Source organism: Streptomyces sp. YGL11-2 (assembly GCF_050054615.1).
GTDB lineage: Bacteria > Actinomycetota > Actinomycetes > Streptomycetales > Streptomycetaceae > Streptomyces.
Map to the genome: position 1 here is coordinate 108,373 of NZ_JBNHIN010000022.1, position 26,991 is coordinate 135,363.

The window sequence follows — 26,991 nt, forward strand, 5'->3', positions numbered from 1 at the left end:
CTGGCGCTCAGAGGTGATGGTGAAGACGCACGTATTGGGGAGCGCCGGGTCGCCGACGAGCCGCATGGGGTGGGCACTGGTCATTGCCTGTCCCACCTACCCGGCCTGATCGCTGTCAGCGTGGCCTCGATGTCGTCAAGCTCAGCGAGGAGTCGGCGGATGGTGACCTGCCGTTCGGCCCAGTGACGCCGCAGGTCGCTCTCTGCCGGTTCGGGCAGCGCGTACTCGGCTGTGGTGGCCCCGTACAGGCTGAACAGCAGATACAACACCGTGACGCGAGCACAGGCTCGTACGTCGGTATAGGGCAGTCGCGGGTTCTCCACGAGGTAGGCCCCGACCAGACGGATGGCTCGCTGCCTCCAGTACGGGCTGTTCGCCACAGTGCGCGGATCGAACGCGATGCGACCCAATTCCCAGGCGGCCAGGCAGGTCTCTCCCCGAAAGTCGAGGATCGCAGTGATCACGTCGCCGTCGGCGAGGAGGTTGGTGCGGGTGAAGTCGGCATGCCCGGCCTGGGACACAAGCCGGTCAGGCAAGCGGCTGCGGAGACGAGGCACATGAGTGCGCAGGTCGTCTCGGCGCTGCTCCAACTCCTCACGCCGCAGCAAGAGCCGAGGGTCGTGTTGTTTGGCTGCGCGGACCAGGACCGCTTCGGTCGCCGCGATAGCTCTGTCCACGGACGCAGTCCGCCATTTGGTTTGCCGGATGCACGCCGGCGGTGGATACGACGCCAGGGCAAAGTGCATGCGTCCAAGCAGCAGACCAATGTGCTGGGCGCGCGGTACGGTCATGGGTTCGGAGACGACACGTCCGGACATTTCATCGGTGACCACCCAGGCGGCGCCATCGACAAGGGTGAGGAGCTCTCCGTCCTGGTTGGGCCAGACCCTCGGGGTCGGTACGTGGGCGGTGCGGCGGCAGAACTCCGACATGACCCAAGCCGTCTTGGCCTGTCGCAGGTCGGCCGACCGGCGGTACTGCTTGACGAAAACACGGCGAGAGTCGGACAAGGTGACGCGCCGGTTGATGGTCTCGGTGCCCATCGGCACGAGTTCAGCGGAAGCCACATCAACGCCGTACCGGTCGGAGAGCACCTTGGAGAGGAAGTCGTCGCCGCGCACGCTCTCTTCGTCCTGCACCGGGTCACCACCCGGTGCCGTGGCGAAGGTGCACGAGTCCCGTCACCGTGGACAACCGGCTGCGGCACGTGGTGAGCGGGATCTTCACAGGAACCTTCCTTCGTAAGAAATCTTCGGGGCGGTGGTCGGGACCCACGTGACTCTGACAGCCGACCGCCACACGGAGACGTAGCGGGAGTGCCTGCGAGGGGAGGGCCGAGGCACCAGAGGCTGATCCTGCGCCCGTCGAGTCCTAGCTGCTGTACTGCCGGGTTGCCTAGGGCCAGCCGATACCCTGCGCCACGATCCACATGAGGCCGAGCCAACCACCGCCGAACGCCACGAGGACCAGGAGCAGGAGTAGGACTGTGGCGGTGCGCATGGGTGGGTCAGGTTCAGGCGGCTCCGGTGGAAGATGGCCGTGAACATGCTCCGCGCGTATGCAATCGGGGCAGTGAGGATCACGTGCCATCGCAGAGCCACCTCCTCGCTCCGTGGGTGGTCAACTGGATCCTCCGAGGGGACTGTTCGATGCTGTCGTGGCTGAGGGAAGTCGGTTCCGTCGACGGCCAGGTCAGGCGCGTGCATCTGGCGGAGCTACACGGCGGGGCCGGGCTACCGCAGCGCGGCCGGCTTGCCGCGCAGGCCCAAGGCTCCGTCCTCGGGCTATGACGCGGTGAGGACACCGAACTCCCAGGCGCACGTGATCAGATGGGGATCGTTCTTCGCCTGCCACTTCTCTCGGAGGGCTTTGACACGAACCTTGACGCCGTGCTGTGACAGCTCTTGAGTGTTCCGCAGCGCGATTTCGGGATAGGTGGCTCCCTCAGCGACGAGGCGGATGATTTCGACCTCGGCGTCGTCGAGCTTCTCCGGCAAGGCGATGCGCGCGGGGCGGGGCAGCTGCATTCGTATGTAGCAGCGGTGGATAAGGCAGGCCCGGCTGGTGACGCCCATCTTGTGCTGCGCGTGCCGGAGTTGACCGTCGACCGTGCCTTTGGCGAGGCGCAGCTTCAGGGCGATCTCGCCGCTGGTCAAGCCGAGCGCCGCGAGCCCGGCGACTCGGATCTCGCAGGGCGAGAGGCAGTCGATCGGGGTGATATTCCTGGGCATTTGGAATCTTTCGGATGGTGTGTGGGTTTGCTGAGCAGCGCGGACGGGCCGGTGTCCGCGCGCCGGGTCGGATTACGCGTCAGGCGTGGAGGAGCCAGCGAGCTCGTTCGGTATCGGGGACGAGGGCGCGCTGGTGGTCGAGTTCGACCTGGGCGAGCCGGGTGTAGTGCTGTACCACCTCGCGGCCGAACCGTGCCTCGGCGATGGTGCTTTCGGAGAACCAGGTCAAGGCTTCCTCCAGCGTGTGGGCCAGCGGCGGCGCCGTCATGTCCCGGTAGGCGTTGCCGGACTGTTCGGAGGGAAGTGGTGGGGTGCGGTCAAGGCCGTAGGCGATCGCTGCGACGACGGCGGCTGTGGCGAGGTAGGGGTTGGCGTCAGCTCCGGGCACTCTCACTTCGAGGTGCAGGTTTTCACCGTGGCCGACGACTCGGATCGCGCAGGTTCGGTTGTCGTAGCCCCAGGTGAAGGCGGTGGGCGCGAACGAGCTAGGCACGTAACGCTTGTAGGAGTTGATGTTCGGCGCGTACAGCGGACCGAGCTGGGGGAGAGCGTCGAGGAGGCCGGCGACGGCGTGCTCGGCGAGTGTGGACAGGGCGCCGTCCGGGTCCGTGAGCACGCTGGTGTTGTTCTTCCACAGCGAGAGGTGCAGGTGCAATCCGCTGCCGATCCCGGTCTGTGGCGCCGCCATGAACGTGGGGGTGAGTCCCATCCGTGTTGCCAGGGTACGTGCGGCGTGCTTGAAGACCAGGTGCCCGTCGCAGGCTGCGAGAGGTTCGCCGTAGGGGAAGGTGACCTCGACCTGGCCGCCGGCGCCCTCCGTTTTGACCGCTTCTACCGGTAGCCCGGCCCCAGCGAGCCCGGCCTCCAGACGGCGGAAGAACGGGAGTGCCACCGGGGTGTGGTCCAGGGCGAAATCGAGGTTCTCGGCGGTCAACGGCGTCATGTTCTGGTCGCCGGTGCCCTGGTAGAGCACGAACTCGGTCTCCAAACCGGTCTTGACGTGCAGGCCGTGGGCGGCGAGGTGGGTCAGTTGCCGGCGCAGCATCTGCCGCGGCGCTACCTCGATGGGTTCCCCGTGGCGGTCGGCGACGTCACCAAGGACCAGGGCGGTGCCCGGCATCCACGGCACGAGCCGGAGGGTCGAGATGGCCGGGGTGACCACAATGTCCTGGTAGCCGGTTTCCCACGAGGCCAGCGTGAAACCATCCAGCGGCCTCATGTCGACGTCGGTGGCCAGCACGTAGGCGCACATCTCGGCGCCCTGGTGGGCAACGCGTTCGCAGAAATGCCGCGCGTTGTACCGCTTGCCCTTCAGCCGGCCCTGCAGGTCGGGGACGGCCAGCAGCACCGTGTCGATCCGCCCTGAGCCGACCAGGGCCCGCAGACGGTCGAGAGTCAGGTGGGCATCGGCACCGTTGTCGGAGTTGGCTGCCGGCATCACACGATCTCCTGATCGAAGCGGTCGGTGGAGCGGTCGAAGCTGCGGGCGGGCACGTCATAGGCACGCTTGCCCGCGGCACGCCACCAGGCCCAGGCCAGCACCAGCACGGCGATCAGTGCGACCGGCGCATAGTTGAAGGTGCCGACGGAGACCGGGCTGGTCTGGGGCAGGCAGAACAGCACGGTGACGAACACGACCCAGGCCACGGCGACGACGCCGACCGTCACACCCCACCTGCCCAGGTTCCAGGGGCCGGCCTGGAAGCGGGCGCGGTGCTTGACGCGCAGGTAGATCGGGATGGCATAGGCGGGGGTGATCCCGATGACGTTGATGCTGGTGATCGCTGCGTACGCGCTCGGGCTATACAGACTCGGCGCGGCGAGCAGGGCCGCGGCGACGACGGCCAGCCAAACCGCGTTGCGGGGCGTGCCGGTGCGCGCGTGCACCCGCCGCCACAGTCCCGAGCCCGGCAGGGCCCCGTCCCGGCTGAACGCGAACACCATCCGGCTCGCCGCAGCCGTCTCGGCGTTGCCGCAGAACAGCTGGGCGACGATGACGACCAGCAGCAGCGCCTTCGCGCCGGCCACACCGAGGGCGTCCAGGAAGATCTGGGCGGGCGGCACCCCGGTCGCGGTGGCGCGCGTTGCCGCGTAGTCCTGGATCGCGAACGTCAGACCGGCCAGCAGCGCGAACCCGGCCGCCCAGGACCAGGTGATGGCTCGCATGATGCCGCGCGAGGCGCTGACTTGGGCGTTGGTGGTCTCCTCCGACAGGTGCGCTGAGGCGTCGTAACCACTGAAGGTGTACTGGGCGAGCAGCAGACCGATGGCCGTGACGTACAGGGGGCTGGACCAGCCGGTGTGGTTGACGAAGCCACCGAAGACGAAGCTAGGGGTCTGGTGGTGCGCGGGCACGAGGGCCAGGACGCCGACGATCAGCGTGACGCCGGCCAGGTGCCACCAGACGCTGATCGAGTTCAGGATGCTGACCAGCCGGACCCCGAACAGGTTCAACGAGGCATGCAGAGCAAGGATGATCAGGTAGATCACCATCGTCTTGCCCGCGGTCGGCTCAAAGGCGAACTGCAGGTTCAGCAGCGCGCCGGTGAACTGCGCGGCGCCGTAGTCGATGCCGGCGATCGCGCCGAGCAAGCCCAAGAGGTTCAGCCAGCCGGTGTACCAGCCGGCCTTGCGCCCTCCGAGCTTCTCCGCCTGGAAGTACAGGGCCCCGGAGGTGGGGTAGGCGGACGTCACCTCCGCCAGCCCGGCCCCCACAAACATCACCATTACACCGACCGCGATCCAGCCCCACATCATCACCGCCGGGCCGCCGGTGGTCAGGCCGAAGCCGTACAGCGTCATGCAGCCGGACAGCACGCTGATGACGGAGAAGCTGATCGCGAAGTTGCCGAAGGGGCCCATCCGGCGGGCGAGTACCGGCTCGTAGCCGAGTTCGCGCAAGTACGCGTCATCCGGGGGGCGATGGGAGTGAACGGACCGGCGGCGCTGACCTAAGCGGAACACGAAACCTCCATGAGGCGAAGAAAAGGGGATGAATATGCCGAACGTGCTCGTGGCGAAGAAGCCAGGCAGATCACGGACGAGGGCCGTCGCGCGGGGCTGTCCTGTGCGCGTAGGCCAGCGATTCCCGGCGCGCCCGCAGCATCAGCTCCTGACCGCCGTCGTCTCCGAGGAGCCGCTCATCCACCGACGACCACGGCTCGCGGGTCGCGTATGGCTCCATGGAGGTGAACACCTCGGCCGCTTCGGCGAACTGGTGACCGGCCCACAGTGCATACGCGAGGTGACTGAGGTCGGTCAGCGACCGTAGAGCGGGGTCCGCGGTCTTGAACCAGTGGTGGAAGGCGTTGCGGGTGTAGGCGTGCAAAGGGTCTTCGGCCCACTGCCGCCGCCACAGCGGGTGCACCCTGCCGCGCTGCATCTGCTGGCGGCACTGCTCGACTTGAGCGTATGCCGGTAGCAGGAGCAGGGGTGATTTGGCCGGTGCCCAGGAGGCCACCCACCGTCCGAAGTCGAAGACGGCAGCCAGTCCTCCGTTCGCTGGGCCGTCCCGGGAGAGCAGGGCCTGCAGGACACGATGGAATGCCTCCCGGTTGAAGGGATCCCGCCGATGGACCTCTCCCAGCAGTTGCCACGGCCCCGGCGGCAGCATCGGCTCCCTTGACGGCATGCGGTGCTCCGGACGCAGTTGACGCACGTCGACCTGTGCGAGGGCCAGGAGGCACACCCACGGGACCGGATCGTGTGGAGCCCGGTGTGCGGCCAGCTGTGCCGCATGCCGGGCTCGGGTCTCGAACTCGGCAACGCTGGTGTGGAGTTGGCGGTGGGCGCGCAGGGCGCGCTCCACGAGGACCCGGGCTCGCATAATCTGGGCGTCGTAGTTGTCCGGCTCCTCGGCCAGCCACACATCCATCACGTCGCTCCCGGCAGCAGCGACCGCCAGGACCTGCGTCCGGGATGTTCTGAGCACCAGAGACCTCGTGGTGGACAACAGGTTCCGGGCGGCCGACCACCGACCGGCCCGCAGCTCTACCAGGGCCACCCGCAGGTCGTCATCGCTGCCCGCAGGGTGATACACGGGATACATCAGCACTCCTCGGGCCATCTCGCGACGTCGCGGTATCTCGCCCCTGCGTCCGAGACGTGCGCCCCGGCGGCAGACAGTTTGAGCGCTGCCTCGATCAGGCCGATGTGGCTGAACGCCTGTGGGAAGTTGCCCACCTGGCGCTGGGCCCTGGGGTCCCACTCCTCTGCCAACAGTCCGAGGTCGTTGCGGAGCGAGAGCAGCTTCTCGAAGAGCTGGCGGGCCTCCTCCACCCGGCCGATCACCGCCAGGTCGTCGGCCAGCCAGAACGAGCAGGCCAGGAACGCCCCCTCGTCGCCCTCCAGACCGTCCACCCCGGCATCGTCGCCGGCGGTCGGGTAGCGCAGGATGAAGCCGTCCTCGGTGCCCAGCTCGCGCTGGATGGCCTCGATGGTGCCGATGACGCGCTTGTCGTCCGGCGGCAGGAACCCGACCTGCGGGATCAGCAGCAGCGACGCGTCCAGCTCCTGCGAGCCGTAGGACTGGGTGAAGGTGTTCCGCTCCTTGTCGTACCCGTGCTCGCAGACGTCCCGGTGGATGGTCTCGCGCAGGTCCTTCCAGCGCTCCAGCGGGCCGTCCACGTCCCCGGACTCGATCAGCTTGACCGTGCGGTCGACCGCGACCCAGGTCATGACCTTGGAGTGGACGAAGTGCCGGCGCGGGCCGCGCACCTCCCAGATGCCCTCGTCCGGTTCGTCCCAGTGCTTTTCCACCCACGCGATCAGCTTCAACTGCAGACTGACCGCCTGGTCATCGGGTGCCAGGCCGGAGGCACACGCGACGTGAAGGGCATCGATCACCTCGCCGTAGACGTCCAGCTGGAGCTGGCCGGCGGCGCCGTTGCCGACCCGCACCGGGCGCGAATCCTCGTACCCGGGAAGCCAGTTGAGCTCGTTCTCGCCCAGCTCCCGCTCACCGGCGATGCCGTACATGATCTGGAGGTTCTCCGGGTCGCCGGCCACCGCCCGCAGCAGCCACTCCCGCCAGGCCCGGGCCTCCTCGCGGTAGCCGGTGCGCAGCAGCGACGACAGGGTGATCGCCGCGTCCCGCAGCCAGGTGAAGCGGTAGTCCCAGTTGCGGACCCCGCCGATGCACTCCGGCAGGGACGTCGTCGGCGCCGCCACGATCCCGCCTGTCGGCGCGTACGTCAGCGCCTTCAGCGTGATCAGCGAGCGCACCACCGCGTCCCGGTAGGGCCCGTGGTACGTGCAGTGCTCGACCCACTCCCGCCAGAACTCCTCGGTCGCCTCCAGCGACGCCTCCGGCTCCGCCAGCGCCGGCGGCTCGTGGTGCGAGGGCTGCCAGCTGAACGTGAACGCGATCCGCTCACCGGGCGAAACGGTGAACTCAGAGACCACTGTTCCGTGGCGGACGGTCGCCGTTGCGGGGGTGTCCAGCCACACGGAGTCGGGGCCGGCGACCGCGACGGCCCGGCCGTCGACCGAGTGGACCCAGGGCACGACCTTGCCGTACGCGAACCGCATCCGCAGCTCCGAGCACATCGGGACCTGGCCGCTGACCCCCTCCACGATGCGGATCACCTGCGGAGCACCGTCACGGGGAGGCATGAAGTCGATCACCCGGACCGTGCCGCGGGGGGTGTCCCACTCGGATTCCAACACCAAGCTGTCGCCTCGGTAGCGGCGGCGGTCAGCTGGCCGGGGACCGGCACCGGTTCCGCCGGCCGGACCCATGCGCCAGCAGCCGTGTTCCTCGGTGCCCAGCAGCGCCGTGAAGACCGCCGGCGAGTCGAAGCGGGGCAGGCACAGCCAGTCGACCGTGCCATCCCGACACACGAGCGCGGCCGTCTGCATATCGCCGATGAGCGCGTAATCCTCAATGGGCATGGACATGGGTTTGTGTCCGATCGTCGTTCGGGAGCGTTCCGCGGGGAGGCACGGCAGCAAGGAACTGCTGGGTGACGCGGGCTTTGGTGAAGCGGCGGGATTGTTCGTAGACGGCCTGTGCGGTCTCGCAGTAGGCGCGGGGGGACCCGAGGAGAGCGCGGGCGAGGTTCAGCAGCGCGCGGGGCCCGTGGTGGGGTTCGGCCAACAACGCCTGTGCGTGCTGCGCGGGGCCGATGAGCCGGGACAGGTGCCCGCTCCGATATCCGACGACGGGCACTCCCACGGACATGGCCTCAACAGCCGCCATCCCCGGTGAGCCTGGCGTGGACGGTGCGATCACGACCGCGGCTCCCGAGAGCCAGGCGGGAACGGCATGCCATGGCAGCTCCCCGCACCAGCTCATGTGCTCGGCCAGTTCCACCTGGCGCCGGCAGGTATCCGTCAGGGCGACGCCGGCCGGTCCCCACTGCAGGTAGTGCGTCGCTGCTGCGACACGCACCACGTAGGAGCCGACGGTGTCCCTGTGGTGCCGTGCCGCCCTCAGCAGGGCGACCACGCCGTTGGAGGTGTCCGCTACCGCGCTCAGGATACGGAGATCGCCCCACTGCAGGCGGCTCAGGACGCTGGCGGGCCTCGGTTCGGGTGGTTCGTGGAGGAGGGCGTGGGGGACCACACGCCACGTCGAGGTGTCCCAGCCTCGTTGGTGTGCCGCGTTGCGGACCGCGGCTGTGGGGGCGAGCACAATGTCGGCCCACCTGAGCGCTGTCGCGTCGCGGTCGTCGGGCAGTCGGTCCACCGCCAGCGCCCGGCACACCCCGTCGGGGAGGTCCATGCGCAGTCGGCCCAGGCCCCACAGCGCGTCGGTGCACAGCACGGTGTCGGCGTTGTGCCGGGCGATCAGCGACCACAGCTGACGCTGAAGTCCCCCCGCGCCCAAGTCGATTGCCTCACGGAGCGTCTCTGGCGGGCAGGGCAGACTGACGGGCAGGTCGATCTGCTCCACGACCACGCCTTCCAGCCTGGGGCTCAGCATCGGCGGTGCCGCGGTGACGATCACTGCCCGGTGTCCGGCACCCGCCAACCCGACGGCCAAGGCTGCGGTGGCTTTCGCGGAACCCGAGGCCGCGTTCATCTGCCAGGCCAGGGAGACCACCAGCACACTCCGCGAACCGCAGGCGGCAGCGAATCCGCCCTGGCGAGGCCGGGGAAGCGCGATCACGGATTCCTCCGGGCGCCGCATGGGCTGCCAGGGCTGGCGCGGGTCACGGACGCGGCGCGAGACAGGTCCGGTCATCGCGGATCGACCTTCGCTCGATCGACAGCGTGCGTGTTGCCGTTCTGCGCGGGCACGTCGGCGTACTGCGCGGCCTGAATCCGATAGCCGTCACGGAAGATCCCCGGGCCGTCCCACTCGTCGGAGAGCGGGTCTGCCCGCTGCCGGATCTTGAGCTGGCGGTACGGCGGACGCCACACCGGCCTCGTTTCCGGCCGGTCCCCCCACAGGACCCGGCCGGAAACGAGGGGCTTGAAGGGGCCGCAAGCGCGGCACTGAGCGGATGGCGCCACCACGCTGGGACGCAGCGTCATCGCGTTCGCCGTTGTAGCCGCATCGATGAGGACGGGTGCGCACNGCTTGAAGGGGCCGCAAGCGCGGCACTGAGCGGATGGCGCCACCACGCTGGGACGCAGCGTCATCGCGTTCGCCGTTGTAGCCGCATCGATGAGGACGGGTGCGCACGAGCTGTGCGCCGTGGCGACCGCATTCGAAGCGAGGACGGGCGGCGTCCAAGCTGCACAAGACATGTTCACCAGCGCACTCCGTCCGCCAGCAACTTCAAGGTGGCGCGGGCACCTTCGGTGACCTCGGGGTCGCGGGCACGGATGCCCTGGACCAGGCCGTCGACAGCGTGCATCGCGGCCAGAGCCGGCAGCACCCTTCGCTCCGGATCCGCCAGTTCACGCCCGTACCCGGTGAAAAACATCTGCTTCAGCCGCGGATATCGCATCCACGGGCCGACAGCCAGATGAACGAAATCGTCGACGGCCACCGCAGGCCGCGCCTGCCCGAAATCGAGCAGCGCAGCGCACCCGGTGGGCCTGTCCCACAAGAAGTTGCATTCCTGCGCGTCCCCATGGACGAACGCCGTAGGGCACGCCTCCAGCTGGGGCAGCTGCCTGACCAGGCCAAGGAGCAGCTCCTGCTCGGCATGCGAGAGGAGGGTACCGGCGGCAGCTACACCCTGCACCGCGGACGCTGTCCGTGCGCGCACCTCTGCCAGTAGATCCACCGAGCCGCGGGGGGCGACCGGCCTGTCATGAAGCTCACGCAGCAGATAGCCCGCTTGGCGGTGCACCCGGATGAGGTCGTTCATATCCAGCACGGCCCATGCCACCGTCTCACCAGGCAGTGCGGTCAGAAGCATCGCCAACTCACCGGGATCAGCTGCCTGGAGGCGTGGAGTGCGGCCGGGACCTAGCGCTGGTACCGCGAACCTGTAAGCGTGGACCTCGCGGTCGTAGGACGCTTTGGTCGACGCGATCTTCAGGAAGAATCGGGTGCCGTCCGCACAGGTCAACTCCCACACCCTGGAGCCCGCGCGGCCCCGCGAGGCATCCAAGACGCCCGTGATGACGCCCAGCACACACGAGGCCCAATCCAGCACACCACCCGGAATGCTCGTCCGCTGCGGGGGAGGGGGAAGCTTGGTCACGATGCCCACCCGGCCGCCGGGGAAGAGGGCCTGACGAGTGCATGCCGAGTGTGTGGGGCGTACGCGGCACCGGGAGCACGGAGCCTGTGGAGCACGTAGTGGTCGTGCTCCAACACAGGGTCCGCGCAGATGGCGAGGTGGCGGCTCATAAGGACTCCTGGAAAAGGCAATTTGAACAAGTGGTCCGCATTCGACCCGGAGCGGACGGGACGATCAGGCAGCTGCGGCTACAGGCCGCGGACTTGAAGCGCGCATCGCATCCATCTGCGCAGCCAGGGCCCAGACGTCGGTGAGAACGTTGGGGCGTTGGGGGAGGAGCCACAGCCGGAAGGGTCGGCACCCAGCACCATGAAAGCGCTGGTCATCGTACGGGCAGGACAGCTCTCGCCCCTTCACCCCCAGGCGCTCGCCCAGGAAGCTCCCCCTGGCCTCTGGCGCCACCGGTACGTGAAGCCACCGGTGCCACTGACACACGAGAACCGGACCGACGGCCGAGCCGGCTGCGACGAGAACTTCCAGAGCCGCCAACCCTGGCGAGGGGCGGATGGAAAGCGTTGCCCATTCCCGACCGGGCAGCGGAGCCGGGTGGGGCCATTCTTCGAGTTGATGCCACCACGGGCATGTGCTTCTGATTCCTGTGGTCCGTGACGTCGAAGAGAAAGCGGTCGAGGGCATGGCACGTCACGCATTCGCACTGGTGAAGCGGCGGATTTCGGCGAAGTTCCAGGTGGCGGCTGCCGCAGTGGCGAAGGCGGTGGGGCCTTCGTTGAGGTGGGTGAGCACGCCGAGGATCAGTTTGTGGGACACAGCGAGGAGGGGGCCGTGGAGGTGCGCGGTGCGCCGTAGGAAGCAGGTGCAGCGAGCTGCACGGGTGTGGAGGTCGGCAAGGCTCTCCCCGTCCTCGAAGCGGAGCGAGGGTTTGGCGAGTCGGCGGGTTCGCCACGCCTGGTATCCGGGTGGGTAGGCATCCGAGGTGCGGCCGAGGACGCTGCTTGGGGCGCGCCACTCCGCCAGCAGCTCGGACGTGGCAACGATCGGCAGACCGGTGAGGTGTGCGACGCGGTCGGCGGTTTGACGGGCCCGGGGGATGGGACTGGTGACGATGCCGGTGATGTTGTCCGGCAGTGGCAGGGCGCGTCGCACCTGCTCGTGTCCTTCCTCGGTCAGTATTGCGCTGAACGGTGCGTGGTGGCCGGTGCGGTGGCCCTCGTAGGCGCCGTGGCGCATGAGCCAGATGTCAGCCAAGGATCCAGCCTCCGTCGATGCGAAGGGTCTGTCCGGTAATGAAGCTGGCGTCGTCGGTGGCCAGGAAGGCGACGGCCGCGGCGATGTCCTCTGGGCGGCCCCGACGTGGGACGCACTGACGGGCCAGCTGCCGTGCGGTCATGGCGACCGGGTCGGGGACGACGGAGTCCTCGGCAGTAACGCGGATGGAACCGGGTGCCACGCAGTTGGCGGTGATGCCGGAGGCGCCGAGTTCGCGGGCGAGGGCGCGGGTGAGCCCTTCGAGTCCGGCCTTCGCGCTGATGTAGCCGCTGAGGTCATGGCGGCCTGCTGCGGCGAGGACGGAGCCGATCGTGATGATGCGTCCCCACCCGCCGGCGGTCATGCCGGGCGTCAGCTCGTGGGCGAGGAGGTAGTGGCTGGTGAGGTTGGTGTCCAGCGTGTTCTGCCAGCTGCTGGGGGTGGTCTCCGCCCACGGTATGCGGGGGTAGGCGCCGGCGTTGCTGACGAGGACGTCGATCGTGCCGAGCTGTTCGAGGGCCTGTCGGCAGAGCCGTCCGACGGCTTGGGGGGCGCGGAGGTCGGCCTCCAGGGGCAGGGCAGTGCCCCCGCTTCGAGCGATTTGTTCGACAAGGTGGGCGGCGGCTGGGTGGTTGCTGTGGTGGGCGACGATGACGGCGGCGCCCTGGGCGGAGAGGCGTTGGGCGATGGCGGAGCCGATGCCGCCGGTGGCTCCCGTGACGAGGGCTGTGCGTCCGTTCAGAGGGCCGGGCATGGGGACTCCAGCGGGGAGAAGTAGGTGACAGGGTCGAAGGACGGGCTCATGACCTCCGCCAGCCGGGCCAGGAGGACGAGCCGTTCTTCGGGGGCCAGCTCGGCCAGGTTGTAGACGGCGAGGATCCGCATGGCGACGTAGGGGCGGAGCAGGTCGGCCAGGTTCGTGCCGGCCCAAAGCTGTTCGGCGACGGGTAGCACCAGCTGCTCCCAGTAGGCGTTGATGGCAGTTCGCCGCGGTGCTGAGAGTTGCCATGCGTAGTCGATGTCGACCGTGTTCGTGGTGCGGTCGGCGGCGGCTCGCAGGATCCGGGGAGCGTTGGCCGCGATGCGATCAAAGGTGGCCCGGTGGTCGGCGAAGGCGGACGGATTGTGGGTGGGAACCAGCCAGCCACCAAGCGCGGAGGTGTACCACAGGAAGTTCGCGAACTCGCCCGCGATGCTGTTGGGGCCGGCGGTGTCATAGTCGAGCCAGGCCAAGGGATGGGCGAGGTTGACATCGGTCGGATCACCCTGAGTGAGAGCCGCCCAGACGGGTTCGGGCGTGGCGAAGTGGTTATGCAGCTGGCGGAGCGTGGCGGCCCAGTCGAGGTGGAGCAGCTGGCCGTTGATGTTCAACGCGTACGTGCCCAGGTGGGAGACCGGGATGTCGATGATGCCGGCGGCGACGGGGAAGTCCTGTCCGCGGTAGTAGGCGTCAAGACGGCCCCCGGGTGCCGCGCGATCCCAGTACAGCTTGCGCACGACCTGGCTTTGGTCAGCGAGCCGCGCGGTGGTGAGGATTACATCGCGGTATGCAGTGGTGAGTTGGCGCATGTAGATGTGGAGTTCACTGCTGGGTTCGTGCGCATTGAGGAGGTCGAGCAGGAGTCCGCGGTCAGGACCGATGGGGAGCCGTTCGTACGTGAGGATGTATCCGCCCGGTACCCGTAGGCGTGCGCGGAGGGCGGGTACGCGGTAGTGCTGGGCCAGGCGGGCGTGGCCGCGGATCTCGTCACGGGCCTCGGACGGGGTGCGCGTGTACTTCACGAGCAACTGCTGGTTGAAACAGTCGACGGAGACGAGCAGGTTGCGGGTAAAGCGGCGCAGTGGGCCGACTTTCAGGTGCGTTCGTCCGGCCACCGCCTGCTCCCGTCGAGGAGGCCGGCACAGAGCTGGGCGAGCGAGGCGGGTGTGATGGCCTCCATGTGGATGTCCGTATCTGCGGAGATGGCGTCGCGTACGGGGCACAGGTCGCCCTGGTGCATGCGGTCGGAGAGGTCAGTGGCGACGGCGTGGTGGTGGGATTGCCCGGTGCGCCATTTGCTGTGACTGTGCCGGGCATAGAGCCCGAGAACCGGCGGCCCGGCGCCGTCGGGTCTACGGGTCAGCGCGGCGAGGTGGGTAAGACCGGTGTCGTTGCCGACGACCAGGTCGCAGCGAGGGAACAAGTCGGCGAGGTGAATGGCAGACATCCCATCAAGGCGCAGGACTTGGATGTTGCGGGAGGGGCTTTCAGCGGCGGCGTGAACACCGCCGCTCTGGCCGCCGATCAGCAGCAGTTGGGTGGGGACGCCTCGTGCGTGGGCAATGCGTTGGGCTACCTCGATGAAGCGCTGCACCGTGTAGTCCTTGCGCTCGGGCCAACTGGTTGCGGTGATGGCAGCGATGGTCAGCCCGCTGAACCAACCGGCGGTCCGCAGCTGCTCCACCAGGTCGCTCGATCGGGCGGTGAGCGTGGGAGCAAAGGGAGCGGTACCAGGTAATCGGACGCCGAGGCGGCGTTCCAGTGCCAGGTAGTGGCGTGCGGGCAGGTCCGGGTGTGCCCGCCCGTCCGTTGACCAGCAGGGCGGCATGGCCGAATCGACCAAGACCGTCGCAGCCCCCGTCGCACGGGCCTCAATTCCGGGCCGGTCGCCGATAACAACACGATGACTGTCTGGTGGGGCGGCCGGGTTCTGGGTGGCAAGGCCGTAGCGGGAGACCAGGTCGGAGTATGGGCCGGTTGCCCTGACGACGGGTGGGTCGGAGTGCAGCCCGATCCATTCTGTAAGTGCACGGACGGCAGACAGAGCGAGGACGGTGTCGCCGAGCTTCCCGTGGAAGGCCACCTCGACTTCGCCGCACTGGCTGAGGCGATCGGTGAGTTCGACCGAGGGGGGGAGGGGAAGCTGTGCACCGACCGGGAGGTCGGTGCGGTCATATCCAAGCGGCGTGGTGTGGATCGCTGTGGTGGGGATGCTGAGAGAGCCAGTGTGAAAGTGGATCCCGGCTGGCGTCGCCTTCACGTGTGTGCCTCGATGGTGGTGAGGGCGACCAGAGGGAGGCCGAGATCCTCGTTGAGGAGGCGGCGGGCTCCGCGCATGCTGTCCTCCACGAGGCAGACGGCAGCCAGCGGGATAGCCCCCGCCTCCCGCAGGGCTCGAGTGAGGTTGGCCAGGGTCCTGCCGGTGGTGACCTCGTCGTCCACAAGGATGATCCGCTGTCCCGGCGTGATGCCGTAGGCGAAGACGTCCGTGCGCATCGCGTGGGGTTCGCTGAAGCGGACCGCGCCGTCAAGTGGGAGGTGCAGCTTCCAGGCGATCTTGTAGGGGAGCTGTGCGGCGGCGGCCAAGGAGACGGTGGGCAGGATGCCGCCGGCGTCCAGGCCGAGGAGGAAGTCTACGGGACCGAGTTCTTCGGCGACGTGGTGCTGGATGCGCTGCCACAGGCAGGCGCCGGTGGTCGCGAGGTGTTGGGGGGTGACGGGCGCTTCGAGGCCGTCGAGGGAGTGGATGACGCGTTCGCGTCGGCTGGTTGGACTGACACTCAGGCGTTCGACGATGCGGGCGGTGAAAGGCGGTGCGGCCAGAGTTTCGGGCACGGCAAAACTCCTGTCGTCGAGGTGGAGGAGGAAGAAACTGGCAGGCGGTGGTTCGTCAAGCCGTGAGCTGCACGGCGTACCAGGTCAGAAGCTGGTCGATTGCCGGGATGATGGTGCCCAGGGCCTGCTCCCTGCGGCCATCGCGCCAGGCGTCGGAGATCTCTGCCAGGGGCGGCACGGAAAAGCTGGGCAGCTTGGGCAGCCGGGAGGCGGCGGTGAGGATGCGGTCGGGACCGTTCTCCCACTGATTGTGCTCGCGGAGGAGGAGACGGCAGGCCAGGACAAGGTGCTTGTACAGCTGTCGCAGCGTCTCGGGGCCGGCGGCGGTGCGCAGGCGCCGCATGGTGAGCATCACCTGGGGGAGTTCTCGGACAGCGGCCAGGGCGAGTTCGTCCTGCGTGATGGCGGGCAGCTCCAGGTCGGATGCATGATGAAGAACGGGTTGCCCTTGCTGCAGCTGGTACAGCGAGTAGGCCAGGCGGGGGGTGAGTCGCCGTGCGGTCAACTCGCCGGGTGTGACGAGAGTGAGTCCGAGAGCAGCAGTACCGCCCAGTGCGACGCGGTAGCGTTCCAGGGCTTCGGTGATCCTGTCGGTGACGTCGTGTTCGGCGACCACCAGCAGGTCCAAGTCCGACCAGTCGGCGATCCAGGTTCCCTCGCCGGGACTTCCCGTCAAGGCCACCAGCTGCACGGTCGGGCCGTTGGCGCGAAGGGCGTCGACGAAGTCGGACGTGGCCGACGCCACCGGGGCCGACAGGCCCAGGCCGTACGGGGTGGCGATGCGAAGCCCGCCCGGGCCCGCGGGGGCGGCTATTCGCAGGAGCCGGGCGCGCAGAGCGGCGACGCTTTCGGAGTTGTCGATCACATGGTCGGCTACGGCGGCGACTTGGTGGGCGCCGCGGCTCATCTTGATCTCGTCCTTCGCCGCGACGGCCTGGGCCGGCATTCCGGACCGTGAGACGCGGGTGGCGAACGTGGCATCAAGGTAGACGATTTGCAGCCTGTCGCCCATGAGTTGCTTGAGTTCGGCGATCGAGGTGTCGTCGTGGACGGACTCGATGGTGAACAGCCGCGTGTCCACGTGCGCTTCAGCGAAGCGGTTCAGTTCGCCGAGGAGCATCTCAGCCTGGCGCCGGGCGGACAGTGCGTATGGGTCCGCGAGGCCCTGACGGTGTGCGGCCTGACGCAAGAGGTAGCCGATCTTGAGGCGCTGGGTTCCGCAGGTGTGCTGGAGGAATTCGGCGCTGGTGCTCTTGCCGCATTCGCTCAGCCCGCCCAGCGCGATGACCCTGGTCAGATGGCGGCTGGGCTTGATCTCCGAGTTTGTGGAGTCGGTCGGGCCGTAGAGCTTGTAGCGGGCCGGCACGGGAAGGCGTCGGCGACCGCCGACGACGTCGGCGACGAGAGAGTCGAGCGCAGCGGCCAACTCCTCGCGCTGCTGGTGGAGCGCAGGAACGCGTCGCCGGGCCAGTTCGTCCCGCGTCGAGGCGCGTTCGCTGTGCCAGATCCGCAAGGTCAGCACCGACAGCCGGTCCACAACGGAGGCGAGGGTTTCGGTGTGCAGCGGAATGTCGGCGCGGCCAGCGTCCGCGAGTCCTCCGAGGATCTCGTCAGCTCGTTCGGCCAGAGTGTTGCGTTCGGCGTTGAGCTGGTCGATCTCGCGCTTGCAATCGGCGACCTGTACGGCGGTCAAGAGCGGGTCGCGTACCCGGTCCTCGGCGCCCCACAGATTTCCGTTAACGGTGTGCAGTCGGGTCACGGCGTCGTCGAGACGCCGCCAGTCCTTCTCCGGCAATGTGGCCATGGCACGGGACAGGACCGGGGGCAGAACCAACGGCGGGGGGTTCTGGGACATCAAGGGCTTCCGTCCTTCAGGGATGAAACTGGCAGGTGGTCGCCGATGAGGTCGAGCACCTCGGCGTGGACGTCATCCGGCGAGCGGTCCTCGCAGTCCACGACCGCCGCGTAAGTGCCACGACCGGCTTGGTGGAGCAGTACTGCGTGCAACGTCTTTTGGTAGGCGGGATAGACCCCGGTCCAGGGGCGGCCCTCCCGGGCGCTGGTGATCGCGTAGCTGCGTTCGAGATCGCGCGACGGCAGGAGGAGAACGGAGGTTTCCGCCGGGGCGGTCCGCGACCCGGCTAGGTCGGTCACGGTGGCCAGCGCCTCTCGTACCGTCAGGCCGTCCTTGATCACGCAGGTTGCAGCTGCCACCGCCAGGAGCATGGGCAGGCCCCGGTCGAGAAGTCCGATCCGGCCGGCCGCGCGAGCAGCGACGCGTTTGGCGTGGCTGGCCTGCAGCATCTCGGTCAGTTCCGCCGTCGTGGACGTCTCAAACCACCACGTGGCGTAGTCGTTCGCCGCTACCCTGGCCCACGGCTCAGGGTCGTGTTCATGGACCGCGCCCAGCAGCTGGAAGCCGTTCCAGAGCCCGGTCAGTCGCCGCAACTGGGTCGTTTTTCCGACGTTGTCAGGTCCGTTGAGACTGAGGAAGTCCGCCACGCCCTGCATCCCCCATCAACCCTTGCGGATCGGCGTGTCGAGGACGGAGGCGATCGCCTCGGTGTTGGCGGCGATGAACTCCGACAGCGCCGGCGGCATCAGGTTCAGTCCCCGAAGAGCTTCCGCGGTGAACGGGACCCTGACCACCTCGTACGCACCCCGTTCCGGCTTGGAAAACTCGGTGCCCGTACGGCTGGACAGATCCATCGAAACCAGCCGGGCCGCGAAGATGTGCTGGACGCCGACGCCGTCCTCCAGCTCGTCGCTGATCAGGTGGACGAGTTCGGCGCGGTCCAGCTTGCCGCCGAGTTCCTCGAACACCTCACGGTGCAGAGCATCCTCGATGGTCGGGTCCTCCTCCTCGACGCCGCCGCCGACCGACACCCAGTACGGCTCCCGGCCCGGCTTGGTGCGCTTGATCAGGACCAGCTCGTCTCCGTCGAGGAGGATTGCCCGGGCGTTGCGCTTGACGATGTCCGTCATGCCGATTACTCCTTCTGGTCGTGGTACTCCGGGGATGCCGCCAACAGCGCCAAGGCTGAAGGGGGTTGATCTCCACCAGGCGTCTCAGCATGGGGCACACCGGGGCCGGAGCGGGACGCACAAGTGCTGAACTAACGCCGTACCGCTGCCGAACACACCTCGTTACGCTGTGCGTTCGGCGCTCGATCGGACGGCGGATAGGGGAGTGACAGTGGTCATGGTGCAGCGATGGTCCGGTCGTGAGACCCGGCTGCTTCGCGAGGCCATGCGGATGAGCCTCCGCGACTTCGCTGACCACCTAGGCATCAGCGACCGAGCCATCTCGAAATGGGAGGCAGGAGCGGACCATTACTTCCCGCGCCCGGACTCGCAGTCCGTGCTCGACACCGCCCTCGCACGCGCGTCGGACGAGATCAGAAGACGGTTCGCCGAAGCCCTCGGTGCGAGCGACGAGGCCCCGTCGGCTACCGGGGCGATAGCGGTGAACTCCCATAAGTTCGTGCCCGTCTTCATCGGCGTCGACCACGCACGCCGGCTAGGCGCTCACATGACCGTGGGTACGGCGGCTGGCTGGCTGGAGTCGTCTTTGGCCGACGTGGACCATCCCGAGGCACCGACGTGCACCCTCCACGTCTTTGCCTGCGGCGTCGCGGTATTCCACATCATCCAGCCCCAGGAACCCGCCACCCTCTCCGAATTGGCCGTGTGGCGCTACCGCTCCTACGCCTCCGACCTGAAATGGGCGAGGGCGAAGATCCGGGACCTGTTGGACGAGGATCACCCTCACGGGCCAAACCCGGAGTACGTCCTCTCCCTCTACTGGCTTACTTCCAGCCCATGGACCGGCAGCGAGTACGACACCGCTCTGCGTCTGCTGTCCACGCCATCGGTGCTGGTCGACCGTGGATCGCCCGACGGCCCCGTGCCCTTGGACGGCTCAGTGGAAGAGACCCTTCTAGCCAACGGCCTCGATCACCCCGACATCGTGTCCTTCGGCGTACGCGGAGTCTCCACCGGGTACGCCGGCTGGTCCGGAGTCTCCTACGCGTCGGTCTCCCAGGAACGCAGCCTCACCGCCGACGAGCTGGTCGGCTGCGAACTGGCTGTCCAAGCCCTGTGGTGCTTCACACATCAGGTTCAGCAACGGGTCGAGGAAGGGCAGGATCCCTCCATGCCCGACCGCTACGGCTGGCGCTTTCTGAGAGCCGCCTACTCCCGGCTCAGCACAGCACGCGCACAGGAGACTGCGCAGCACTGCCTCATGCGAGAGGCGATCATGAAGACCAGCGGCCTGGCCGACCGGCTCCGTGCCGCGCAGGACGCGCTCCGCGAAAGCGCCGACTGACAAGGCAGGGAGATGCACATGGACACTAATGCAGCGCTGGTCGTGATCGACCTTCAGAACGGCTTCGTGAACCACCACAGTCGCCATATCGTCCCTGCCGTTCTCGACCTGGTGACCCGCTGGACCCGCACGGGCAGGCCGGTAATCTTCACCCGTTACTTCAACCATCCCGGCAGCCCGTACGAACGGTTCTTCCAGTGGAGTCGGCTGCAGGAGCCCCCTGAGACCGACATCGTTCCGGAACTTGCCGGCCAGGCCGCGAGCGCCTACGCCACCATCGACAAGGCTGGCTACACACTCTTCACCCCGCAGGCCACCGAACTGATCCGGCAGGCAGGCTGGACCGACCTGGTCTTCTGCGGTGTGGCCACCGAAAGTTGCGTCCTGAAGTCCGCCGCGGACGCCTTCGAGCACGGCTACGCACCCAGAATCGTCACCGACGCTTGCGCTAGCGACGCCGGCCCGGACGTCCACGACGCCGGTCTGGTCGTCGCACGCCGCCTCATCGGCCCACGACAACTGGTCACCATCGACCACGTGATAAGGGAACTCCCAGCCGCTTGTAGCGTCGCGGTGCTGGAATAGCCCCATGGCTGCCACACCACCTCGCCCCACCGACACCGACCTGATCATCATGGGCGGAGGACCGGCCGGCTGCGCCGCTGCCCTCACCGCGGCCAGCGTCGGCATGCGCTCGGTGCTGATCGAACCGGACACCCTGTGCCGCAACCTTCACCGCATCCCGGCTCTCAACAACGTCCTTGGCGGGTACACCAACGGCCCGGACCTGGCCGACTCCATAGCAGCCGATCTGAAGCGCAGAGACCTGTGTCGCATCGAGATCGGACGCCGGGCCACGGAAATCCGAACCTTCGACGACCACGTGGTCGTCACCCTGGACACCCGCACCCGCCTGACCGCCCCCTACGCCGTCCTTGCCACAGGTGTTGGCCCCCTCCAGCCCCAGGACGTCCCCTGGATCACTGCCCCGCCGGACCTCATCCTCGCTCCACTGTGGCAGGCGGAACCGGACGACGCTGAGGACCGCACCCTTCTCATCCTCGGCGGCGACCGACCGATCGGTACCTTCCTGCGCGCGCACGAAGACACCAACACCCAGCTGATCGTGGCGTACCCCACGGACGACGACTACAAGGTCGAGGAGATCGTCGACGACCCTCGTGTGACTCTCCTGCCCGTCGCCCACCTGACCCTGCGCCTTTCAGAAGGGCCTGTGGTTACGGCAGAGACAGTGGGCCGGGAAGGGCAGCGGGACATTGTTTCCGCGGACGCCGTGTTCCTCAGCATCGGCAGCGCCCCGACAGCCCCACCCGGCGACCTCGTCCGCGATGTCGCAGGCTATTGCCCGCCCTCCGACCAACACCCCCGTGTCATCGTCGCCGGCGACCTGAGATCTGCCCAATTCCAGCGGATCATGACGGCCATGGGCTCCGGCAGCGAAGCCGCCTTGCACGCCTACTACGCCATGCGGAGGCAGTGACGTTGATGCCCTACCTGCTGGGGCGTCTTCGCGAACATCCGTGCATCACCTCGGTGTAGAAACCCGGAGCCGGAGTAGGCAGCGGGGGACTGAAGGAAGGCCGTGTCCTGACAGACGGCGCCCCGTCGCTTCACCCCGTCAGAAAACCACGGGCACAGTCAGCGAATTCGCGGAACCATGAGGCATGCGCCCGGATGACTGGCACCACACCGATGACGTCGACAGCTTCCTAAGGCTTGTCCCGCAACGATCGAATAGCTGAGTCAGGCAGCTCTGTGGTCGGGTCTCCTCGATCTATCCAGCAAGGGCGATGTTGTGGAGGCGGGCGATGCCGAGCATGGCGTGATGAACCCCGTTGCCCTTGAGACGGCAGTCGCGGAGGATCTTCCAGCACTTCATCCGGGCGAAGGTGTGCTCGACTCGGGCGCGGACCTTGCGGTGGGAGCGGTTGTGTTCCTCTTTCCAGGCTGGGAGTTCGGTCTGGCCGCGTTCGCGGCGATGTGGGATGACCAGGCCGGTACCGCGGTAGCCGCCGTCGGCGATCACTGTCGCGTTGCCGACGGCCGTCTTCGCACCGGACAGCTCCCATGCCTTGCAGTCGTTGCGGTTGCCAGGCAGGGGTTGGCCGACCACGACGACGAGCCGGGTGTCGGCATCGATGACGACCTGATGATTGGTGGAATACCTGTAGTTCTTCGACTGCTCGGCCACCGCGTGGTCACGCGTAGGGACCAGGGTACCGTCCACGATGAGGACGGCGTCCGTGCGGAACCGTCGGCGCGGCCGGAGCGCGAGGAGGGGCCCGAGGTGAGCGATGATGCGGTCGGCCGCGGACTTTGAAACGCCGAACAGCGGGCCGAGCTGGCGCAGTGTCAAGTTGGTGCGCCAGTACGCTGCGACCAGCAGGACCCGGTCCTCCAGCGAAAGGCTCCATGGCCGGCCCCGCCGGACCGCGTCCGCTCCCTCGCGGCGCAGTGCGGTCACCAGCTTGCGGAAACAGCGCGGGCTCAGCCCGGCGAACGGGACTATCCAGGACGGTTTCGACGCCGTGATCACACCAGCCACACCGTGATCATTCCACCAGGTCGGCCAGTCCGGAACAGCGTCAGGGCTCCGGGATGAAGGCGGGGTCAACACCCATCGCGGCAACGCCCTCACGCACGGAGTGATCGAACTGCTTGATCTCTGCCACGAGGACATCCCAGGCGACGGGTGAGGTCCAGAAGTCCGGCGTGAAGATGGAGCCCACCCGCCAGCCCTCATCGGAGCTCACGATGCGGATCAGCCCCTCGTCCGCCTGCATCGAGTCGAGCGTGAAGTCCTCATGGCCAGCCGCCGGGCTGTGGAGCCAGAGCGCCAGGTGGTACGCCAGCTCGGCCACGGGGAACGCCTCCTCGGACCACACCTTGCGCCCCTGCTCCCAGATGGACAGCTCTGCGTCGATATCGAGGAGCAGCACCGCCAGGGGTGCCTCTTGCGGGGTGAGACCGCGCCGCGGCATGTCCGACAGCCCAAAGTTCCGGCAGACGAAGCGCACCGCCCGGCCTCCAAGAGATCTGAGGCCCTCTGACTATCCAGGCCGCCCAAATAGGGACAACCTTACCAACCGGTACCAGGCGTCCCACTGAGCCCCCGATTAACGGGACGACCTTTAGGCGGCTTGTACTCGGGAGCGATGACCCCCTTCAGAGGAGGCGCTGACTCTACTGAGCGGCGAGCGTGGACCCAGCTGGACGACCAGCGGCAGGAAACTCCTTAGCCCTGACGACATGAGCCGGCTCGCGGAGCGTGACCTGATGAGCGGGCCGAAAACTATGCGGCTTCATACTTGACGAGCCCCCCACAGTTCACATCCCGGATGCCCCGTGAGCGCGGTCCGGCTGGGCGGTCTGACCCGCGTGGGAGCTCACGCCACGACCACATCCTCCCGCGGGAACACCGCCGGACATCGCCGACAGATCAACGACCCTGCACGCCGGGCTCGTTCGTCCTCCGTAGCCGTCGCACGCCGCACCGAGAAGATCACCGAGAGCAAGGTTCCTCAAATCCTGCTCTGTAGACGCCTGTTCTGTGATTTCGAGATGCTACCCCCGGACATGATGCGACTCAGAGGCACACGACCGCCTTCCCCTCATGATGTCCCACCAGGAACGCATCCCGCATAGGTGAACCCATGGCAGACAGCAGCGACGTACTCCTCGCGTTAATCAAAGAACAGCGAGATCAAATACGGCAAATCGAGAGCCAACGCGCAACCCTCAGCAACATCATCATCGTTATCGTCGCCGCCGGCCTCGGCCTCATCGCGCAACGCAGCCTGACCAGCCCCTCACTGGTCATCACGCTCCCCATGACCTGCCTCGGCGCCTACGGGATACTCGCCTGCCTCAAGTACCACGAACGGTCCAAACTCCACGGATCCCAGGCCCACCAACTTCGGTTGAAACTCGCAGACCTTCACCCCGACCTCGACATGAACCCCCGCTGGACACAAACCTTCAGCGACCAACAGCAGCGATTCCCGCGCCTCTACCGAGTGCGCCTATACCTGGTCTGGGTAGCCCTTCACGCCGGCATCTGCCTCGGCGGCCTCACGCTCACCATGCTCGCACTGTCGCACTGACCCCCCAACCGCCCACTGGGTGGGGCTGTTCCACGTTCCGGCTCAAGCCGCCAGCGCCTCCTCACGCAGGAAGACCGCCGGACACCGCCGGCAGATCAACGACCTTGCCCACCGGGCCCGTTCATCCTCGGCAGCCCGCGCACGCCGCGACAACCAGAAGCCGACACCCACAGCGCCGGCCAGCAGCACAATCCCTGCGGCTACCTCACCGCTCACCAAAGCCACCACACCCACCCCAGCCGCCACCACCGGCAGAAGCCACTGCACCGCATACTCCGGCGGCTCGGCGTACTTGCCGTGCAGTGGCGACTCACGCGGCAACGACGCCACTTACTCCGGCAGGTGCAGCACCTGGCTGGACTCCTTGCAGCGCGGACACCCGAGCGCCATGCCCCTCAGTCAGAAGAACGACAGCCTGCCAACGGACAGCGTCCGTTCGGCAGGGCGCGAAGCAGTCAACACAGGGCGCACGGGACGAAGGAGACCCACCCGGGGTCTTGCTCGAAAACGCACGGTTGCCCGCCAGCCGACGTATCGCCTCAGATAGCTACGGCCAGAGGCGACCTGGCCGTGCACACCAACCAAGAGGGGCGCGAGGACCGTCGCCAAGCCAGCCTGGACAGAGGGTGAAGAGACGAGGTATCGGCCCATGCTGAAAGAAACAGTCTTTTCGAGTGAGGAACTGCCTACGGCGGACCGGTTCGAGGTCTTCCGTGAGCTCATTGGCCGTACCCATGCACCAGTAGAGCTTACAAGCAATTTTGCAGCCGCATATGATGCACATTATCGCGCGCTGCAACTCGGCGCGATTCATGTATGGCCCGTGACCTGCCACCCGTTGCGGTTCCAGCGGACGGCAAAGCTAATCCGCCAATCCGATCCCGAGCAATTTCACCTCGCGCTTCCACAATCGGGTGTCCACCGACTGGCCTGGGATGACCAGAAGGCACAATTAAATCCCTACGAATTACACGTCTGCGACAGCTCACGGGTCTTCGACCTGCACATGGACACCATCGATGGTCACGGGTACTTCGCAGGGCTCGGGATTGATGTCCCCAAGACGTTGCTGCCGGTACCAGCAAGCCGGGTAGAGCGATTATTCGGACAGGGAATACCAGCGCGCGAGGGAATCGGCGCGCTCATGACTCAGTTCCTGCTCCAAATCGTCGAGAACAGCGCGTCATACGAGCCTACCGACGGGCCCCATCTGGAGACGGTACTGATCGATCTGATCGCTGCGGTATTCGCCCGCACCCTCGACGACGACAGCGCCCTCCCACCCGAATCCCATCAACGCACCCTGACCCTGCGCATCAAGGCATTCATCCAACAGCACCTGCACGACCCCCAACTGACCCCACGCGGCATCGCCGCCGCACACCACATCTCCCTCAGCTACCTGCACCGCCTCTTCCAACACGAAGACGACACGGTGGCCGGCAGCATCCGCTGCCAACGCCTGGAACGCGCCCGCCGCGACCTCGCCGACCCCGCCCAGCACGCCATCCCGATCCACACCATCGCCGCCCGCTGGGGCTTCCCCCGCGCCGCCGACTTCAGCCGCGCCTTCCACACCACCTACGGCACCCCGCCCAGGGACTACCGGCACCAGGTGTACCAAGCTCAGGTCGAGCGGTGATCCGCGCACGCTGCCCGTGCCACCAGTGCACGCATTGCGTAGTGCTGTGGACTTAGCCTGGATCCACCGCGTGATAGTCGGTCTGTGGGCGACGAATAGAGAAGAGGTGCCTGCTGACCTGGGATGATGGGAGTTCCTACGCCCTCATCAGTCCCACGAAGCAAGGCACCTCGTAAGTGAAAGTCTCCCACAGACCCGTGGAGCTCTTCGCCGCGTTCGACGACCCGGACCTGATCGCGCACGCCGGGCTGATCCCGACGATCCGGCTGGCCGAGCGGTGCGGGTTGCCCGCCTTGGTGGCCCAGAAGGTGAGGCTCACCGGTGCGAAGAATGGTGCCGGTACGGCCGCCGACACGAAAGCCATGTCGATCGTGGGCGGCATGGTCGCCGGGGCGGACAGCATCGACGACCTGGACATACTGCGCCACGGCGGGCTGCCGCGCCTGTTCGGCGGGGTGCGGGCGCCGTCCACGCTGGGCAGTTTCCTGCGCGCCTTCACCTGGGGGCATGTGCGCCAACTGGAGTCCGCTGCACGGGCGTTCACCTGCCGCCTGGCCGCGCACACCGGTCTGGTCCCCCGCCGGGACGAGGTGGTGTTCGTGGACATCGACTCCAAGGGCAAGCAGGTCTACGGCCCCGCCAAGCAGGGCGCCTCGTTCGGCTACACCAAGCAGCGCGGCCTGCACTTCCAGATCGTCACCGTGAAGACCTCCACCTGCGCACCCGTGATCGTGGCCACCAGGCTGCGCAAGGGCTCGGCAGGCTCCGGCAAGGGCGCGGCCAGTCTGCTGCGCGAGGCCCTGGCCACGGTCCGGGCCATGGGCATCACCGCACACATCGTCGTCCGTGCGGACTCCGCGTACTTCTCCCACAAGGTCGTCGATGTGTGCCGCAAGGCCGGTGCCGCCTTCTCCCTGGCCGTCGCGGTCAAGAAGACCATCCGCGAGGCCATCATGCAGATCCCCGAGGATGCCTGGACGCCGATCAAGTACGCCAGCGCCGCATGGGACGCCGAGGAGGAACGCTGGATCTCCGACGCCGAGATCACCGAGATCGAGTTCACCGCGTTCACCAGCAAGAAGAAGGCATTCCACACCACAGCCCGACTGATCGTGCGCCGCGTGAAACGGCTGAACCCCAAGTGAGGCTGATCCTTTGGAGTGGACACCCGGACAATGGATCTTGATGGTCCAGGGAGGGATGTCCAGGTGGGACGTAAGT

25 protein-coding genes are annotated in these 26,991 nt (G+C 67.4%); 6 read left to right on the forward strand and 19 right to left on the reverse strand.

The genetic code is table 11. The features are described 5' to 3' along the window. Positions 1-80: 80 nt before the first annotated feature. From ACO1BR_RS24460 to ACO1BR_RS24540, 17 genes are all read right to left on the reverse strand, one after another. Complete coding sequence (locus ACO1BR_RS24460) at positions 81-1,139, reverse strand: phosphotransferase enzyme family protein (protein WP_426797233.1); 1,059 nt, start codon at positions 1,137-1,139, stop codon at positions 81-83. A gap of 645 nt (positions 1,140-1,784) precedes the next feature. Next, a complete protein-coding gene (locus tag ACO1BR_RS24465) occupies positions 1,785-2,231 on the reverse strand; it encodes a LuxR C-terminal-related transcriptional regulator (RefSeq protein WP_426797234.1) in 447 nt (148 codons plus the stop codon). A 79-nt stretch (positions 2,232-2,310) separates the two neighbouring features. After that, complete coding sequence (locus tag ACO1BR_RS24470) at positions 2,311-3,669, reverse strand: glutamine synthetase family protein (RefSeq protein WP_426797235.1); 1,359 nt, start codon at positions 3,667-3,669, stop codon at positions 2,311-2,313. After that, positions 3,669-5,093, reverse strand: a complete 1,425-nt coding sequence (locus ACO1BR_RS24475) for an amino acid permease (protein WP_426797258.1) — start codon at positions 5,091-5,093, stop codon at positions 3,669-3,671. Before ACO1BR_RS24475 ends, ACO1BR_RS24470 begins: the two co-directional genes overlap by 1 nt. 172 nt (positions 5,094-5,265) lie before the next feature. After that, positions 5,266-6,279, reverse strand: coding sequence for a hypothetical protein (locus ACO1BR_RS24480; RefSeq protein ID WP_426797236.1), 1,014 nt, complete (start codon positions 6,277-6,279; stop codon positions 5,266-5,268). Beyond that, positions 6,279-8,129, reverse strand: coding sequence for a glycoside hydrolase family 15 protein (locus ACO1BR_RS24485; RefSeq protein ID WP_426797237.1), 1,851 nt, complete (start codon positions 8,127-8,129; stop codon positions 6,279-6,281). Before ACO1BR_RS24485 ends, ACO1BR_RS24480 begins: the two co-directional genes overlap by 1 nt. Next, a complete protein-coding gene (locus tag ACO1BR_RS24490) occupies positions 8,113-9,417 on the reverse strand; it encodes a glycosyltransferase (RefSeq protein ID WP_426797238.1) in 1,305 nt (434 codons plus the stop codon). Before ACO1BR_RS24490 ends, ACO1BR_RS24485 begins: the two co-directional genes overlap by 17 nt. Continuing rightward, entirely contained in the window at positions 9,414-9,710 is a 297-nt protein-coding gene (locus tag ACO1BR_RS24495; RefSeq protein WP_426797239.1) for a hypothetical protein, read from the reverse strand. The genes ACO1BR_RS24490 and ACO1BR_RS24495 overlap by 4 nt, the downstream gene beginning before the upstream one ends. A gap of 218 nt (positions 9,711-9,928) precedes the next feature. Beyond that, entirely contained in the window at positions 9,929-10,834 is a 906-nt protein-coding gene (locus tag ACO1BR_RS24500; RefSeq protein WP_426797240.1) for an aminoglycoside phosphotransferase family protein, read from the reverse strand. 681 nt (positions 10,835-11,515) lie between these two features. After that, the gene (locus tag ACO1BR_RS24505; protein ID WP_426797241.1) at positions 11,516-12,079 is read right to left on the reverse strand and encodes a histidine phosphatase family protein; all 564 of its coding nucleotides are present in this window, start codon (positions 12,077-12,079) and stop codon (positions 11,516-11,518) included. Continuing rightward, entirely contained in the window at positions 12,072-12,833 is a 762-nt protein-coding gene (locus ACO1BR_RS24510; RefSeq protein ID WP_426797242.1) for an SDR family NAD(P)-dependent oxidoreductase, read from the reverse strand. Before ACO1BR_RS24510 ends, ACO1BR_RS24505 begins: the two co-directional genes overlap by 8 nt. Further along, positions 12,818-13,954 carry a hypothetical protein gene (locus ACO1BR_RS24515; protein ID WP_426797243.1) on the reverse strand — a complete coding sequence of 379 codons (1,137 nt, stop codon included), beginning with the start codon at positions 13,952-13,954 and terminating at the stop codon, positions 12,818-12,820. The genes ACO1BR_RS24510 and ACO1BR_RS24515 overlap by 16 nt, the downstream gene beginning before the upstream one ends. Next, positions 13,933-14,667 carry a glycosyltransferase family 9 protein gene (locus tag ACO1BR_RS24520; RefSeq protein WP_426797244.1) on the reverse strand — a complete coding sequence of 245 codons (735 nt, stop codon included), beginning with the start codon at positions 14,665-14,667 and terminating at the stop codon, positions 13,933-13,935. The genes ACO1BR_RS24515 and ACO1BR_RS24520 overlap by 22 nt, the downstream gene beginning before the upstream one ends. Positions 14,668-15,095: 428 nt before the next feature. Continuing rightward, the gene (locus tag ACO1BR_RS24525) at positions 15,096-15,674 is read right to left on the reverse strand and encodes a phosphoribosyltransferase domain-containing protein (protein WP_426797245.1); all 579 of its coding nucleotides are present in this window, start codon (positions 15,672-15,674) and stop codon (positions 15,096-15,098) included. Between the two features lie 55 nt (positions 15,675-15,729). Continuing rightward, the gene (locus ACO1BR_RS24530; RefSeq protein WP_426797246.1) at positions 15,730-17,529 is read right to left on the reverse strand and encodes a DUF4254 domain-containing protein; all 1,800 of its coding nucleotides are present in this window, start codon (positions 17,527-17,529) and stop codon (positions 15,730-15,732) included. Further along, positions 17,529-18,185: a hypothetical protein gene (locus ACO1BR_RS24535; protein WP_426797247.1), complete on the reverse strand. Its 657-nt coding sequence runs from the start codon at positions 18,183-18,185 to the stop codon at positions 17,529-17,531. Before ACO1BR_RS24535 ends, ACO1BR_RS24530 begins: the two co-directional genes overlap by 1 nt. 6 nt (positions 18,186-18,191) lie before the next feature. Beyond that, positions 18,192-18,659, reverse strand: a complete 468-nt coding sequence (locus ACO1BR_RS24540; RefSeq protein ID WP_426797248.1) for an NUDIX hydrolase — start codon at positions 18,657-18,659, stop codon at positions 18,192-18,194. A gap of 217 nt (positions 18,660-18,876) precedes the next feature. On the opposite strand from ACO1BR_RS24540, the gene ACO1BR_RS24545 reads away from it, so the two are divergent. From ACO1BR_RS24545 to ACO1BR_RS24555, 3 genes are read left to right on the forward strand one after another with little or no spacing between them, the layout of a single operon-like run. Then, positions 18,877-20,004, forward strand: coding sequence for a helix-turn-helix domain-containing protein (locus tag ACO1BR_RS24545; RefSeq protein WP_426797249.1), 1,128 nt, complete (start codon positions 18,877-18,879; stop codon positions 20,002-20,004). An 18-nt stretch (positions 20,005-20,022) separates the two neighbouring features. Next, a complete protein-coding gene (locus ACO1BR_RS24550) occupies positions 20,023-20,589 on the forward strand; it encodes an isochorismatase family cysteine hydrolase (RefSeq protein WP_426797250.1) in 567 nt (188 codons plus the stop codon). A 4-nt stretch (positions 20,590-20,593) separates the two neighbouring features. After that, positions 20,594-21,505: an FAD-dependent oxidoreductase gene (locus ACO1BR_RS24555; RefSeq protein WP_426797251.1), complete on the forward strand. Its 912-nt coding sequence runs from the start codon at positions 20,594-20,596 to the stop codon at positions 21,503-21,505. A gap of 294 nt (positions 21,506-21,799) precedes the next feature. Here ACO1BR_RS24555 and ACO1BR_RS24560 read toward each other — a convergent pair whose 3' ends face one another. Beyond that, positions 21,800-22,570 (reverse strand): transposase, encoded by a 771-nt coding sequence (locus ACO1BR_RS24560; protein ID WP_426797252.1) that lies wholly within the window; start codon positions 22,568-22,570, stop codon positions 21,800-21,802. A 40-nt stretch (positions 22,571-22,610) separates the two neighbouring features. Further along, a complete protein-coding gene (locus ACO1BR_RS24565; protein ID WP_426797253.1) occupies positions 22,611-23,006 on the reverse strand; it encodes a hypothetical protein in 396 nt (131 codons plus the stop codon). A gap of 672 nt (positions 23,007-23,678) precedes the next feature. Between ACO1BR_RS24565 and ACO1BR_RS24570 the strand changes: the two genes are divergently transcribed. The 3 genes from ACO1BR_RS24570 (at position 23,679) to ACO1BR_RS24580 (ending at position 26,915) form a co-directional block, all read left to right on the forward strand. Beyond that, on the forward strand, positions 23,679-24,128 hold the full coding sequence (locus ACO1BR_RS24570) for a hypothetical protein (protein WP_426797254.1): 450 nt from the start codon (positions 23,679-23,681) through the stop codon (positions 24,126-24,128). A gap of 649 nt (positions 24,129-24,777) precedes the next feature. Continuing rightward, the gene (locus ACO1BR_RS24575; protein WP_426797255.1) at positions 24,778-25,770 is read left to right on the forward strand and encodes a helix-turn-helix domain-containing protein; all 993 of its coding nucleotides are present in this window, start codon (positions 24,778-24,780) and stop codon (positions 25,768-25,770) included. Between the two features lie 197 nt (positions 25,771-25,967). After that, the gene (locus tag ACO1BR_RS24580; protein ID WP_426797256.1) at positions 25,968-26,915 is read left to right on the forward strand and encodes an IS1380 family transposase; all 948 of its coding nucleotides are present in this window, start codon (positions 25,968-25,970) and stop codon (positions 26,913-26,915) included. Positions 26,916-26,991 lie beyond the last annotated feature (76 nt).

Bases quoted from the DNA above. Each gene is read 5' to 3' on its own strand.
- ACO1BR_RS24465 (WP_426797234.1), bottom strand. From the start codon at position 2,231: ATGCCCAGGAATATCACCCCGATCGACTGCCTCTCGCCCTGCGAGATC.
- ACO1BR_RS24470 (WP_426797235.1), bottom strand. From the start codon at position 3,669: ATGCCGGCAGCCAACTCCGACAACGGTGCCGATGCCCACCTGACTCTC.
- ACO1BR_RS24475 (WP_426797258.1), bottom strand. From the start codon at position 5,093: ATGGGCCCCTTCGGCAACTTCGCGATCAGCTTCTCCGTCATCAGCGTG.
- ACO1BR_RS24480 (WP_426797236.1), bottom strand. From the start codon at position 6,279: ATGTATCCCGTGTATCACCCTGCGGGCAGCGATGACGACCTGCGGGTG.
- ACO1BR_RS24485 (WP_426797237.1), bottom strand. From the start codon at position 8,129: ATGTCCATGCCCATTGAGGATTACGCGCTCATCGGCGATATGCAGACG.
- ACO1BR_RS24490 (WP_426797238.1), bottom strand. From the start codon at position 9,417: ATGACCGGACCTGTCTCGCGCCGCGTCCGTGACCCGCGCCAGCCCTGG.
- ACO1BR_RS24495 (WP_426797239.1), bottom strand. From the start codon at position 9,710: ATGACGCTGCGTCCCAGCGTGGTGGCGCCATCCGCTCAGTGCCGCGCT.
- ACO1BR_RS24510 (WP_426797242.1), bottom strand. From the start codon at position 12,833: ATGCCCGGCCCTCTGAACGGACGCACAGCCCTCGTCACGGGAGCCACC.
- ACO1BR_RS24520 (WP_426797244.1), bottom strand. From the start codon at position 14,667: ATGCCGCCCTGCTGGTCAACGGACGGGCGGGCACACCCGGACCTGCCC.
- ACO1BR_RS24530 (WP_426797246.1), bottom strand. From the start codon at position 17,529: ATGTCCCAGAACCCCCCGCCGTTGGTTCTGCCCCCGGTCCTGTCCCGT.
- ACO1BR_RS24535 (WP_426797247.1), bottom strand. From the start codon at position 18,185: ATGCAGGGCGTGGCGGACTTCCTCAGTCTCAACGGACCTGACAACGTC.
- ACO1BR_RS24540 (WP_426797248.1), bottom strand. From the start codon at position 18,659: ATGACGGACATCGTCAAGCGCAACGCCCGGGCAATCCTCCTCGACGGA.
- ACO1BR_RS24545 (WP_426797249.1), top strand. From the start codon at position 18,877: ATGGTGCAGCGATGGTCCGGTCGTGAGACCCGGCTGCTTCGCGAGGCC.
- ACO1BR_RS24550 (WP_426797250.1), top strand. From the start codon at position 20,023: ATGGACACTAATGCAGCGCTGGTCGTGATCGACCTTCAGAACGGCTTC.
- ACO1BR_RS24555 (WP_426797251.1), top strand. From the start codon at position 20,594: ATGGCTGCCACACCACCTCGCCCCACCGACACCGACCTGATCATCATG.
- ACO1BR_RS24565 (WP_426797253.1), bottom strand. From the start codon at position 23,006: ATGCCGCGGCGCGGTCTCACCCCGCAAGAGGCACCCCTGGCGGTGCTG.
- ACO1BR_RS24570 (WP_426797254.1), top strand. From the start codon at position 23,679: ATGGCAGACAGCAGCGACGTACTCCTCGCGTTAATCAAAGAACAGCGA.
- ACO1BR_RS24575 (WP_426797255.1), top strand. From the start codon at position 24,778: ATGCTGAAAGAAACAGTCTTTTCGAGTGAGGAACTGCCTACGGCGGAC.